The sequence below is a fragment of the Azospirillum sp. SYSU D00513 genome (assembly GCF_017356015.1).
Lineage (GTDB): Bacteria > Pseudomonadota > Alphaproteobacteria > Azospirillales > Azospirillaceae > Azospirillum.
This window is the reverse complement of record NZ_JAFIQV010000023.1, coordinates 40,888-53,918: the sequence shown is the minus strand read 5'-3', so window position 1 is coordinate 53,918 and position 13,031 is coordinate 40,888. Positions and strand designations below refer to the sequence as shown.

Genomic DNA, 13,031 nt, shown 5'->3' with positions numbered 1-13,031 from the left:
CCGCCTTGTCCAGCTACCAGCCCACCGCCTGCCCGCACGACTGCCCCAGCACCTGCGCCCTCGAAGTCGAGCGGCTGGCGCCCGACCGCATCGGCAAGGTGCGTGGCGCCGCCGACAACAGCTACACCGCCGGTGTCATCTGCGCGAAGGTCAGCCGCTACGCCGAGCGTGTGCATTCCCCCGACCGGCTGCGGACGCCGCTGCTGCGCACCGGTCCGAAGGGCTCCGGCCAGTGGGCGCCCATTGGCTGGGACCAGGCGCTGGACCGCGTCGCCGACGCCTTCCTGGCCGCTGAGCGGACTTACGGGCCGGAGGCGGTCTGGCCCTATTTCTACGCCGGCACCATGGGGCTGGTGCAGCGCGGCGGCATCCAGCGGCTGCGCCATGTGAAGGGCTATTCCCGCCAGACCAGCACGGTCTGCGACACGCCGGCCAACATGGGCTGGCTCGCCGGGCATGGCGACATCCGGGGCACCGACCCGCGCGAAATGGCCGAGAGCGACCTGATCGTCAACTGGGGCGGCAACCCGGTGGCGACCCAGGTCAACGTCATGACTCATGTCAGCCGCGCCCGGAAGGGCCGCGGGGCGAAGCTCGTGACCATCGATCCCTACCGCACCGGCACGGCCGAGGTGTCGGACCTGCACCTGATGCTGCGGCCGGGCACCGACGGGGCGCTCGCCTGCGCGGTCATGCATGTGCTGTTCAAGGAAGGCTACGCCGACCGCGCCTATCTCGCCCGCTTCGCCGCCGGAACCGAGCGGCTGGAGGAGCATCTGGAGAGCCGCACGCCGGAATGGGCAGCCGCCGTCACCGGCCTGACGGTGGAGGAGATCACCGGCTTCGCCCGGCTCTACGGCGCCACCAAGCGCAGCTACCTGCGCGTCGGCTATGGGCTGACGCGCTCCCACAACGGGGCGGCGCAGATGCACGCGGTGTCCTGCCTGCCGGTGGTCACCGGCGCCTGGCAGCAGCGGGGCGGCGGCGGGCTCTATTGCTCCTCGGGCATCTACAGCCTCGACCGTACCCTGGCGGAGGGGCTGGACCGGCTGGACACGCGCGTGCGCTCCTTCGACCAGTCGCGCATCGGCGCGGTGCTGACCGGCGATCCGCGCGACCTGAAGGGCGGCCCGCCGGTCACCGCCATGCTGATCCAGAACACCAACCCCGCCGCCATCTGCCCGGACTCCGCCCGCATCCGCGAGGGTTTCCTGCGCGAGGACCTGTTCGTCGCGGTGCATGAGCAGTTCATGACCGACACCGCGCTCCTCGCCGACCTCGTGCTGCCGGCCACCACCTTCCTGGAGCATGACGACATCTACCGTGGCGGCGGCCAGAGCCACATCCTGATCGGCCGCAAGGTGATCGAGCCTCAGCATGAATCGCGCGAGAACCATTGGGTCATCCAGCAGCTCGCCCGGCGGCTGGGCGCCGAGCATCCGGGCTTCGGGATGAGCGCCCTGGAGATCATCGACGCCATGCTGGTGTCGTCGGGCCTGCCGGACGCCGAGGCGATGACGGAGCAGCGCTGGCATGACGCCCAGCCGGACTTCGAGACATCGCATTTCCTGAAGGGCTTCGCCTTCCCGGACGGCCGTTTCCGCTTCGCCCCGGATTGGGCGGCGCTCGGCCCCTACGGCGGCATGCCGGAACTGCCCGACCACATGCCCCCCGCCCGCGAGGCCGACGCCGAGCATCCCTTCCGCCTCGTCACAGCACCGGCGCGGCAGTTCCTGAACACCAGCTTCAGCGAAACGGTAACCGCCCAGCGCCGTGAGGGACGCCCGACCGTGCTGCTGCATTCCGAGGATGCCGGCGGGCTCGGGCTCGCCGAGGGCGACGCGGTGCGGCTCGGCAACCCGCAGGGCAGCGTGGTCGTCCACGCCAAGCCCTTCGACGGGGTGCCGCGCGGGGTGGTCATCGTGGAGGGCATCTGGCCGAACACCGCCTTCGTGGAAGGGCTGGGCATCAACACCCTGACCTCGCCCGAACCGATCCCCCCGGCTGGCGGCGCCGCCTTCCACGACACGGCGGTGTGGCTGCGGCGGGCGTGACGGCCCGCCCCGCCCAGGATAGATCAGTTACGCGGGGCTTAGTTGCACTGGCTCAGTTGCACTGGCCCACCGACGTTTCGGCGCAGACCTTCCGCCCGTCGGTCCAAGTGGCACCGCTGAGGTTCGCTCCGCGCAGGTTGGCGCCGGAGATCTGCGCCCCGGTGAGGTTCACGCCCTTGAGCGAGGCGTGGGAGAGCTGGGCGTTGCGCAGGTCCGCGTCCTTGAGGGAGGCGCCGTCCAAATTGGCCCGCGTCAGGTCCGCCTCGATCAGGCGCGCCCCGTCGAGGATCGCGCCGGGAAGCTCGGCGCTGACGAACTTCGCGCGGTAGGCGTCGGCCTTGCTGAGGTCGGCACCCTTCAGATTGGCGCGCTGGAAGGTGGCGTCACGCAGCATGGCGTCGCGCAGCACCGTGCCGGACAGGTCGCGCCCGTCGAGATAGCAGCGCCGCCAGTTCACTTCGGGCTGCGCCGGATCCGTGCAGGCGGCCAAGGCCGTCCCCGGAAAGCCGAGGACGAGCGTGCCCAAGAGGATCAGCGACGGGAGGATTGCCGCGCGGCCGGCAAGGTTCGATTTCTTCATCCCCCGAAAGATAGGGACGAGCGGCGGATTTTCCAGACGGCGAACGGAAGCTTGGCCGCGCCAGGGCCTGGAACCCGGCGCGGCCCGAAACATTCCGCTCAGAAGAACAGCGCCACCACGATGAAGGCCAGGATCGCGAGCGGAAGCCCGATGCCCAGCACATAGCGGGTCACGTGCGGCGTGGTCGCCTGCCGTGCCTGGGTTTCGCTGCGGACGATCTTCGGCTTTGTGTCGGCCATGACTCACTCTCCCCTGTCTGCCGCCAAGTTCATGAAGGGCAAACAGCCAAGCCTGGGCCACGGCGCGGTCCGTACCGCAAAAGAGGGACCGCCCCTCCGAAGGAGCGGTCCCCTCCCATCCTCAGACCGAGAAGTACTTCGCCCTGGGGTGGTGCAGGACGATGGCCGAGGTGCTCTGCTCCGGGTGGAGCTGGAAGCCTTCCGACAGCTCGATGCCGATGCGGCCGGCGTCGAGAAGGCGCAGCAGCTGCTCCTGGTCCTCGACGTTCGGGCAGGCCGGATAGCCGAAGCTGTAGCGCGAGCCGCGATAGGCCTGCTGGAGCAGCTTGTCCTTGTCGCGGCTGTCCTCGGCGCCGAAGCCCAGCTCGGCGCGGATGCGGGCGTGGACGTATTCCGCCATGGCCTCGGTCATCTCCACCGACAGGCCGTGCAGATAGAGATAATCCTGGTAGCGGTTCTCCGCGAACCACTCCCGCGCCACCTCGGCGCAATGCTGGCCCATGGTGACGACCTGGAGGCCGATCACGTCGCGCTCCGGGTCGGTCACGTCGCGCAGGAAGTCGGCGATGCATTCGCCGTCCTCCTTGGCCTGGCGGGGCAGCGAGAAGCGCGCGACCTCGCTGGTCCCGTCCTCGGCGAAGAGGATCACGTCATTGCCGTCGGCCGCCGCCTTCCAGTAGCCGTAGACGGCCTGGGGCCGCAGGATCTCCTCCTTCGCGGCGATCTGGAGGATGCGGTCGAGCACCGGCCGCAGCTCCTTCTTCGCCCAATCCTTGAACTCCTCGAAGGACTTGCCGTCCTTCCGGTAGCCCCATTGGAGTTGGTAGAGCATGCGCTCGTTCAGGTAGGTGACGAGGGTCTTGAGCGGCACATGCTCGATCAGCTTCGGCCCCCAGAAAGGCGGGGTCGGCACCGGCACGCCCTCGGCAAGCCGGTGACGGCGGGCGCGGACGGCATCCTTGTCCACCGGGCCGGTGGCCGCGCTGGTGGCTTGGCCGAGCACGCGGCGGCGGTTGGTGGCCTTGCCCGCGCGCTTGGCCTGCTGGATGGCGAGCTGCTGGTCGAAGCTGCCGGTAACGACCTTGTCCATCAGCGACAGCCCGTCGAAGGCGTCGCCCGCGTAGGCCACCCGGCCGGAGCCGTAGGAGCGCACGCAATCCTCCTCGACATAGCCGCGGGTCAGGGCGGCGCCGCCGAGCAGGACCGGCACCTCCAGCCCCTCGCGGGTCATCTCCTCAAGGTTCTCGCGCATCACCACGGTGGACTTCACCAGCAGGCCGGACATGCCGATGGCGTCGGCCTTGTGCTCCTTTGCGGCCTGAATGATCGCGCTGACCGGCTGCTTGATGCCGAGGTTGACGACCTTATAGCCGTTGTTGGTGAGGATGATGTCCACAAGGTTCTTGCCGATGTCGTGCACGTCGCCCTTCACCGTGGCGAGCACCATCGTGCCCTTCTCCTGCCCCTCGATCTTTTCCATCAGGGGTTCGAGATACGCGACGGCGGCCTTCATCGTCTCGGCCGACTGGAGCACGAAGGGGAGCTGCATCTTGCCGGCGCCGAACAGTTCGCCCACCACCTTCATGCCGTCGAGCAGGAAGGTGTTGATGATGTCCAGCGGCGGGTGCATCTCCAGCGCCTCCTTCAGGTCGTCCTCGAGGCCCGTCCGGTCGCCGTCGACGATGCGCTCCTTCAGCCGCTCCTCGGCGGTTTCGGCGCGGACCTTCTTCTTGGCGTCGGCGGCCTTGCGGCCCTCGAACAGGGCGATGAAGGCCTGGAGCGGGTCGTAGCCCTCGGCGCGGCGGTCGAAGATCAGATCCTCGGCGATCTTGACCTCGTTCTCCGGGATCATGTGCAGGGGCATGATCTTGGAGACGTGGACGATGGCGCCGGTCATGCCGCGCTTGACGGCATGGTCGAGGAAGACCGAGTTCAGAACATGACGCGCCGCCGCGTTCAGGCCGAAGGAGACGTTCGACAGGCCGAGGATGATCTGGCAGCCGGGCATCTCCTTGGCGATGGCCTCGATGCCCTCCAGCGTCCAGATGGCGAGCTTGCGGTCGTCCTCGTTGCCGGTCGCGATGGTGAAGGTCAGCGGGTCGAACAGCAGGTCCGCCGGGGCAAGGCCGTACTCGTTCACCGCGAGGTCGTAGAGGCGTTTGGCGACCTGGAGCTTGTGCTCCGGCGTCTTGGCCATGCCCTCCTCGTCGATGGTCAGCGCGATGACGGCGGCGCCGAACTTCTTGGCCAGCTCCAGCCGCTTGCGCGCCGGCTCCAGCCCGTCCTCGAAGTTGATCGAGTTCAGGATCGCCTTGCCGCCATAGAGCTGCAGCGCCTGGTCGAGCACCGGCAACTCCGTGGAATCGATCACCAGCGGCGCCGTGACCGAGCCGACGAAGCGCTTCATCACCTCGTTCATCTCGGCGATCTCGTCGCGCCCGACGAAGGCGGTGCAGACGTCGAGCGCGTGGCTGCCCTCCTTCACCTGGTCGCGCGCCATCTCCACGCAGCCGTCCCAGTCGTGCCGCTCCTGGTACTCGCGCCACTTCTTGGAACCGTTGGCGTTGCAGCGCTCGCCGATGGCGAAGAAGGCGTTCTCCTGGCGCAGCGTGACCTGGCTGTAGAGCGAGGCAACGGCCGGCACCCAGTGGACCGTGCGCCCCTTCGCGTTCGGCCGGTGCCCGCCCGACGGAGCGAGCTTGCGCAGCATGGCGTCGGCCGCCTGGATGTGCGGCACGTTGGTGCCGCAGCAGCCGCCGACGAGGTTCACTCCGTCCTCGACGACGAAGCGCTCCAGCCAGTTGGCGAAGTCGTCGGCGCGCAGCGGGTAATGGGTCTTGCCGTCCACCAGCTCCGGCAGGCCGGCGTTCGGCTGGACGGAGATCAAGCCCGGCCAGTTCTGCGACAGCCAGCGCACATGCTCGCTCATCTCCAGCGGGCCGGTGGCGCAGTTCAGCCCCAGCAGCGGCACGTCCAGCGACTGGATCACGGTGGCCGCCGCCGCGATGTCGGTGCCGACCAGCAGCGTTCCGGTGGTCTCCACCGTGACCTGGACGAAGACCGGCGTCTCGGAGCCGGCCTCCTTGCGGGCGCGCTTGATGCCGTTGACGGCGGCCTTGATCTGCAGCGGGTCCTGGCAGGTCTCCACCAGGATCGCGTCGGCGCCGCCGGCGATCAGCCCGGCCGCCTGGACGTGGAAGCTCTCCTCCAGCACCGCGTAGGGCGCGTGGCCCAGGCTCGGCAGCTTGGTGCCCGGCCCGACCGAGCCGATCACGAAGCGGGGCCGCCCGTCCGTGAAGGTTTCCGCCGCCTCGCGCGCCAGCTCGACCGCCGTCCGGTTGATCTCGAACGCCTTGTCCTGGAGCCCGAACTCGCCCAGCGTGATGGGGGAGGCGCCGAAGGTGTCGGTCTCCACCATGTCCGCCCCGGCCTCGTAATAGCCGCGGTGGATCTCCCGCACGATGTCCGGGCGCGACAGGGGCAGGATGTCGGTGCAGTTCTCGTGCCCCCAGAAATCCTTCTCCACGTCGAGGTCCATCGCCTGGATGCGGCTTCCGAACCCGCCGTCGCAAAGCAGGACGCGGTCACGCAGAGTGTCGAGAATGTGGGCCATGGGACTGTTCGGTTCCGGTTCTGGGGTCGTTCGGGCGAAAGGGCGGGGTCACGAAAGGCTAGGCAAGACCGTGCCGGCTGGCCGGCCACCAATCCTCATTGAGAATGTCTTTAAGGCTGCAAGGGCATAGGGCGGGCAGATCGGCTTCGTCTACGCGATCCTGCCCGAGCCCGTCCATGGCAAAGCCTCGGCCACGCCGGAATATGAGGACGAGGTCGATCTTGCCCCGGAGGCTCGGGCTGTCGCTCAGCGCGTCCAGGGCGGAGGCGCGCTGTTCGCGCACCGTCCTGCGCCAGCCGCCGCGCGGCTCGGTCGTCGGCGAGAACTCCAGCTTCAGCAGATGCTCGATGATGCAGGCAAAATGGCTGTTGACCGCGCGCAGGTCGCTCCTGCCCATGCTTTCGAGTTCCTCGGCCACATGCTCCCAGTCGATGGGCGTGTTGATGCGCTCGGACGACGCCGCGCGCAGCAGGCGCGCCTGCTCCTGCGTCCAGGCGTAGAAATCATCGTCGTAGGCCGGCTGCGCGCCCATGGCTCACCCCTCCAGACCGTGCCGGCTCGCCGGCCACCAGTCCGGGTCGCGGATCTGGTCGAGGGTGTAGGGGCATTCCCGCGGCAAGCCATCCGGTTCGAGGCTGTCATCCTGAACCGCATCATCGCGACCGTCGGCATAGGCGTCGGCCAAGGCCTCCGCAGGCCAGCCCTTCAGGCTCGGATGGCGGAGCAGCTTCCGCTCCAGATGACGGCGCGCCTTGGAAACCGAGATTCGCCACTTCCGCCGCGGATAGGGATCTGGCGAATGTTCCAGCTTCAGGAGATGTTCGATCACGGTCGCCAGGTGGCTCTCGATGGCGTCCCTGACCTGGTCTCCCATGATGTCGAGTTCCTCGGCGATGTGCTCCCAGTCGATGGGCGTGTTGATGCGCTCCGACGCGGCTTCGCGCAGAAGCCGCGCCTGTTCCCGGGTCCAGGCGTAGTAGTCGTCGTCATAGGCGAACTTGCCGCTCATGGCCGCCCTCCGCATCAGCATGGCATCCCCAACCCTAACATGGGACACTCAGACCGTCTCAGCCCACCGCCTGCGTTTCGCCGCGCTGCCGGGCGCGCACGCCGAGCCGGCGGCAGATGGCGACGGTCAGCTCGGCGCGGTTCAGGGTGTAGAAGTGGAAGTCCCGGATGCCCTGCGCCTGGAGGGCCTGGCACTGCTCGGCGGCGACCGTGGCGGCGACGAGCTGGCGCGTCTCCGGATCGCCGTCCAGCCCCTCGAAGGTTTCCGCCAGCCCCTTCGGCATGGAGGCGCCGCACTTCCCTGCGAACTCCACCGCACGGGCGAAATTGGTGATGGGCAGGATTCCGGGCACGATCGGCACGTTGATGCCGGCCGCGGCACAGCGGTCGAGGAAGCGGTAGTACACGTCGTTGTCGAAGAAGAACTGCGAGATGGCGCGGGTCGCCCCGGCGTCCACCTTGCGCTTCAGGTTGTCGAGGTCGAACTGGGCCGAGGGGGCCGCCGGGTGCGTTTCCGGATAGGCGGCGACGGAGATCTCGAAATCGGCGACCTTCTTCAGGCCGGCCACCAGATCGGCCGCGTAGGCGTAGCCGCCGGGGTGCGGCGTGTAGGTGCCGGACAGGCCGCCCTCGGATTCGGGCGGGTCGCCGCGCAGGGCCAGCAGGTGGCGGATGCCGGCGTCCCAGTAGGTGCGGGCGATGGAGTCGATCTCCTCGCGCGTGGCGCCGACGCAGGTGAAGTGCGCGGCCGCGGGGATGCCGGTCTCCTTCTGGATGCGGGTGACGGTGGCGTGGGTGCGCTCGCGCGTCGAGCCGCCGGCGCCGTAGGTCACCGAAACGAAGGCCGGCTCCAGCGGGGCAAGGCGCTGAATCGCGTTCCAAAGGCTCTGTTCCATCTTCTCCGACTTCGGCGGGAAGAATTCGAAACTGACCGACGGGATGCCGGTGGTCATGACAGGGCTCCGCTGATGGAGAGGAAAGGAATGGGGGCGATGGTGGCGGCCGCCGCGTTGCGCGTCGCCGGCCAGATGGAAACGGTGAGCGGTGCGCCGGGCAGATGCACGACCGCGCCGCAGTCGAGCCCGGCCTGACGGCACCATTGGGCGACCTCCTCGTCGGCGAAGCCGAGGCGGCGGTGCGCGTGTTCGGCGCGCAGGCTTTCCAGCCCATGCGGGGCGAAATCGGCGGCCAGCAGGAGCCCGCCTGGCTTCAGCACCCGCGCGGCCTCGGCCAGCACCTCGGCTGGAGCCTCCGCGAAATGGAGCACCTGATGGATCACCACCGCGTCGAAGGAGGCCGAGGAGAAGGGCAGCTGGTACATGTCGGCCTGCCGTACATGGCAGTGGCGCAGCCCCGCCGTTTCCAGGTTGCTGCGGGCGACGGACAGCATCTCGCGCGACTGGTCGACCCCGACGGCGCGGCGGGCGCGCGGCCCCAGCACCTCCAGCATGCGGCCGGTGCCGGTGCCGATGTCCAGCAGTTCACCGATCCCCTCGTCGGGCAGGAGGCGCAGCAGGGCCGCCTCGACCTCCCGCTCGGGCACATGGAGGGAACGGATCTCGTGCCAGCGGCCCGCGTTCTCGCGGAAGTAGCTGGCGGCGGCCTCGACGCGGGAGCGCTTGATGGAGTCCAGCCGCTCCAGGTCGAGGATCCGGGTGGGGTCGTCGGCGGGGATCGCGGCGACCAGCACGCGCGCCAGCTCGGCCGACGGACCGGCCTCGGCCAGCCGGTAGAAGGCGAAGGTGCCCTCGCGGAAGCGGTCGAGCAGACCGGCATCGCACAGAAGCTTCAGATGGCGCGAAACGCGCGGCTGGCTCTGGCCGAGGATCTGCGTCAGCTCGGTCACGGTCAGCTCGCCCTCGGCGCACAGGGCCAGCAGCCGGAGCCGGGTGGTCTCCGCCGCCGCCTTCAATGTCGCAAGCAGATCGTCCATGGTCGCCAGAAGCAATGCAAGTCCCGGAAGCCACCCCGGCCGCCAGTCCGGATACAGATATAAAGATATCTTTATGCGACGTAAACCTGTTTTCGAGCCGTCGGCACGCCACCCGGCCGGGAGGGTCCGTTCCGGGGGGCACCGGCCGCCGGCCCGCACCCATGCGGTGCATGGCCCAACGCAAGCTCCACCGCGATCTGGTCAAACGAAACGGGCTGTGATAGTTCAATGATTTGTCGCGCACGGTGCTTCGCCCGACGCGTCATCGCCGGGACCCGACGGACCGTGGCCCGCCGACGCACGAACGCCTGAAGAAGAGCCCTGACAGATGACGCTGGCCCGCTATACCCGCCCCCTTCTCCGCACGGCCACGGCCGCCCTGTTGGCCATCGGCGTGGCGGGCTGCGCCGGAACGCCGAACGCGCCCGTGGGCCAGGACGTGCAAGCCGGCGCGAACGACCCGTTCGAGCCGGTGAACCGCGCCATCTTCGGGTTCAACGAGACCGTGGACAAGGCCGTGCTCCAGCCGGTCGCCGAAGGCTATGTCGCCGTGGTCCCGGATCCCCTCCGAGTCGCCGTCCACAGCTTCATTTACAATCTGCTCAGCCCGTTCAACATCGCTCACAACCTGCTCCAGGGCGACCTGGAAGGTGCCGGCACGGCGACCGGGCGCTTCATGACCAACACGCTGCTGGGCTTCGGCGGCATCGCCGACGTGGCGACCGCGGCCGGCATTCCGAACGACCAGGAGGATTTCGGCCAGACGCTCGGCGCCTGGGGCGTCGGCGAGGGTCCGTTCCTGGTGTTGCCGATCATCGGCCCGTCGAACCTGCGCGACACCTTCGGCTATGCCGTGGACACGGTCGCCGATCCGGTCCGGCTCTGGGGCAACGCCAGCGGCAATCAGGAATGGCTCTACGGCCGCACCGGCGCCTACGCGGTCGACCGCCGGGCCGGCCTCCTGCGGGAGATCGAGGATCTCCGCCGCAACTCGATCGATCCCTACGCCACCACTCGCAGCCTCTACCACCAGCAGCGCCAGGCGGCGATCCGCGACGGCCGGACGGGCGGTGCGGGCGCCGGGCAGCAGCTTCCGGACTTCCCCGAATTCCCGCAGTGATCCGCGACGTGATCCGGCCCGCCGGGCACGGCGGCGCGGCACCAACCGGGCGCGCCGCTGTTTTTCCGTAACATATTGACAACCGTCCGATGGCTGCCACTTTGCCTAACATGCTGACACGCCGCTTGTTCATGACGTGCGCGGCCCTGCTCGCGGTGAGCAGCCGGGTCGCGTCTCCCGCCTTCGCCCAGACCGCGGGCCAGGGTGCCGGAGCGTTCATCGAAAGACTCGGAAACCAGGCGATCGCGACCTTCGCGAACAAGAGCACGCCCAAGGATCAGGCGCAGGCCCGTTTCCGGGAGCTCCTGAACGAGGGCTTCGACGTTCCCTACATCGGGCGCTGGGTTCTCGGCCGCTACTGGAACCAGGCGACGCCGCAGCAGCAGGAAGAATACCTGACGCTGTTTGAACGAATGGTCGTCGACACCTATGCGAATCGGTTCGTCGAATATTCCGGCGAAACCTTCAAGGTCGTCAACACCCGTTCCGCCGGAGAGGCGGACAGCATGGTGACGACCCAGATCGTGCGCCCCAGCGGCCCGCCGATCAATGTGGACTGGCGCGTCCGCCAGCGCGGCGACTCCTACAAGATCATCGACGTGATGGTCGAGGGCGTCAGCATGGGCGTCACCCAGCGGCAGGAATTTGCCTCGGTCATCGAGCAGAACGGCGGCCGGATCGACGGGCTGATCCGGGCGCTACGCCAGAGGACGGCGCGCGCCGGCTGATCCGCCGGACGGCGAACGGACGGGTTCCGGCGAAGGGCCGCTCCTCCGGGGCGGCCCTTTTCTCGTGCGGGGGGCGCACCGCGCGTGAACGGATGAAGTGAAGGGATCAAGTGACTGGCGCAACCAAACGGGGTAAGCTGGTCGGATCAGCTTCCTTGCCGCCATGGGACGTCCGCCTTCCGATGACCGCTCTGGTTCCGAACGACGTCGAGACCATTAAGGCGGCCGTGGCCGCCCATCAGAAATGGCTCAAGCACCGGGGCGGCCGGCGCGCCGATCTCAGCTTCCGCGATCTCTCGCGCTTCAACCTGGAACGGATCAACCTGTCCGGCGCCAAGCTGGCCGGGGCGAACCTCGCGGGCGCCCGGCTCGCCGGCGCCGACCTGTCGCAGGCGGATCTGTTCGGTGCCGACCTGGAAGCGGCAAACCTGACCGGGGCTTCCCTGCTCGGGGCCGATCTGCGCGGCGCCAACCTGCACCGCGCGCTGCTGACTGAAACCAACCTGCGCGGCGCCGATTTCCGGGCGGGAACGCTGACGGCGGAGGGTTCGGCTCCGATCGGCGGGCTCGGCACGACCCGGCTGACGGAGGCACGGCTGGAACGCGCGATGCTGGCCGGGGCCAATTTCGGCGGCTGCGACCTGACCGGCGCCGACCTCAACGACGCGGATCTGACCGGGGCGAACCTGTCTGCGGCCGTGCTGATCGGCACCGACCTGTCGGGCGCCACGCTGGAGGGCGTCACCTTCGGCCGGACGGTCTTCGATCAGGCGACCCTGGCGCGCACCTACATCCCCTTCGCCCTGCCGCCGGATGCGATCGTCCAGCCCACCTACAAGCTTGTCACCGCCACCGACTTCCTGGAAGCGGTCACCGCGCACGAGCTTTGGGTGAGCAGCGGGGGAGCCCAGGGCCGGCGCATCGACCTGGATCTCGCCGTGGTGCCGTCGGTGGAGTTGCGCGGGCGCACCCTGTCCGCGGCGCGGATGCGACGCTGCCTGCTGGCGAAGGCGAGGCTCGGCGGCGCCAGCCTGGAGATGGCCGATCTCTCCTACACCGATCTCGGCGGCTCCGACCTCAGCGGGGCCGACCTGCGGGGCGCCAACCTCCGGCGCGCGCACCTGGCCCGCACGCTGCTGTCGCGGGCCGACGCCCGGCCGGTCGCGCTGTCCGGCGGACGGAACTGGCCGGCGAACTTCGAGGGGGCCGACTTCACCGGCGCCGACCTCAGCCACGCCCACATGGGCGAGGCGGTGGTGCACGGCGCCCGGTTCGGCGAGGCCCGGCTCGCCGGCACCGGCATCGAGGACAAGGCCGGCACCAGCCCGGCCCTGCCCGCGCCGCGCGCTCCGGCGGGCACGCGGCCGCAAGGGGGCGGCCACACGCGCTTCACCCGCCCCGGCCTGATCGTGCGGACCGGACGCGGCGCCCATGTCACCGACAACTGGTCGGCCGGCGGCCTGTGCCTCCACGCGCCGGATCACGACTACCGCGCCGGAGAGGTGGTCGAGGCGCGCGTCAGCCTGGGCACGGGCGGCGGTCCGGCCGCGACCGTGCCGATCGAGATCCTGCACATCAACCGGGCCAAGGGACAGGTCACCGCGGTCTTCCACCGGCGCGACGACGAACTGAAGGCGCTCCTGCGCGCCGCCGTCGATGAGCACCACCGGCTCGCGTCCCAATCCCCGCCGGCCTGACCCCAGCCGCAGGCATAAAAAAACCGGGAGCCGACGGCTCCCGGTTTTCTTTTGTCCGG

At 69.1% G+C, this 13,031-nt stretch carries 11 protein-coding genes; 4 read left to right on the top strand and 7 right to left on the bottom strand.

Annotated elements, in window-relative coordinates:
* Nucleotides 1–5 precede the first annotated feature (5 nt).
* Nucleotides 6–2,054: a molybdopterin oxidoreductase family protein gene (locus JUB11_RS17650; protein WP_207459890.1), complete on the top strand. Its 2,049-nt coding sequence runs from the start codon at nucleotides 6–8 to the stop codon at nucleotides 2,052–2,054.
* A gap of 52 nt (nucleotides 2,055–2,106) precedes the next feature.
* Here the strand turns inward: JUB11_RS17650 and JUB11_RS17645 are convergent, their stop codons facing one another.
* The 7 genes from JUB11_RS17645 to JUB11_RS17615 form a co-directional block, all read right to left on the bottom strand.
* Nucleotides 2,107–2,634, bottom strand: coding sequence for a pentapeptide repeat-containing protein (locus tag JUB11_RS17645; RefSeq protein ID WP_207459889.1), 528 nt, complete (start codon nucleotides 2,632–2,634; stop codon nucleotides 2,107–2,109).
* A gap of 98 nt (nucleotides 2,635–2,732) precedes the next feature.
* Complete coding sequence (locus JUB11_RS17640) at nucleotides 2,733–2,873, bottom strand: hypothetical protein (RefSeq protein ID WP_207459888.1); 141 nt, start codon at nucleotides 2,871–2,873, stop codon at nucleotides 2,733–2,735.
* Nucleotides 2,874–2,994: 121 nt separating this feature from the next.
* Nucleotides 2,995–6,486: a methionine synthase gene (gene metH, locus JUB11_RS17635; RefSeq protein ID WP_207459887.1), complete on the bottom strand. Its 3,492-nt coding sequence runs from the start codon at nucleotides 6,484–6,486 to the stop codon at nucleotides 2,995–2,997.
* A 58-nt stretch (nucleotides 6,487–6,544) separates the two neighbouring features.
* Entirely contained in the window at nucleotides 6,545–7,018 is a 474-nt protein-coding gene (locus JUB11_RS17630) for a DUF29 domain-containing protein (RefSeq protein WP_207459886.1), read from the bottom strand.
* Between the two features lie 3 nt (nucleotides 7,019–7,021).
* Nucleotides 7,022–7,495 carry a DUF29 domain-containing protein gene (locus tag JUB11_RS17625; RefSeq protein ID WP_207459885.1) on the bottom strand — a complete coding sequence of 158 codons (474 nt, stop codon included), beginning with the start codon at nucleotides 7,493–7,495 and terminating at the stop codon, nucleotides 7,022–7,024.
* A gap of 58 nt (nucleotides 7,496–7,553) precedes the next feature.
* Nucleotides 7,554–8,447 (bottom strand): methylenetetrahydrofolate reductase [NAD(P)H], encoded by an 894-nt coding sequence (metF, locus tag JUB11_RS17620; protein ID WP_207459884.1) that lies wholly within the window; start codon nucleotides 8,445–8,447, stop codon nucleotides 7,554–7,556.
* On the bottom strand, nucleotides 8,444–9,427 hold the full coding sequence (locus tag JUB11_RS17615) for a metalloregulator ArsR/SmtB family transcription factor (protein ID WP_207459883.1): 984 nt from the start codon (nucleotides 9,425–9,427) through the stop codon (nucleotides 8,444–8,446). Before JUB11_RS17615 ends, metF begins: the two co-directional genes overlap by 4 nt.
* 328 nt (nucleotides 9,428–9,755) lie before the next feature.
* On the opposite strand from JUB11_RS17615, the gene JUB11_RS17610 reads away from it, so the two are divergent.
* The 3 genes from JUB11_RS17610 to JUB11_RS17600 all read left to right on the top strand — a co-directional run bounded on the left by JUB11_RS17610 (nucleotide 9,756) and on the right by JUB11_RS17600 (nucleotide 12,972).
* Nucleotides 9,756–10,547: a VacJ family lipoprotein gene (locus JUB11_RS17610; protein WP_207459882.1), complete on the top strand. Its 792-nt coding sequence runs from the start codon at nucleotides 9,756–9,758 to the stop codon at nucleotides 10,545–10,547.
* Nucleotides 10,548–10,636: 89 nt separating this feature from the next.
* Nucleotides 10,637–11,275, top strand: a complete 639-nt coding sequence (locus JUB11_RS17605) for an ABC transporter substrate-binding protein (protein WP_247887142.1) — start codon at nucleotides 10,637–10,639, stop codon at nucleotides 11,273–11,275.
* Between the two features lie 182 nt (nucleotides 11,276–11,457).
* The gene (locus JUB11_RS17600; protein ID WP_207459881.1) at nucleotides 11,458–12,972 is read left to right on the top strand and encodes a pentapeptide repeat-containing protein; all 1,515 of its coding nucleotides are present in this window, start codon (nucleotides 11,458–11,460) and stop codon (nucleotides 12,970–12,972) included.
* Nucleotides 12,973–13,031: the final 59 nt, after the last annotated feature.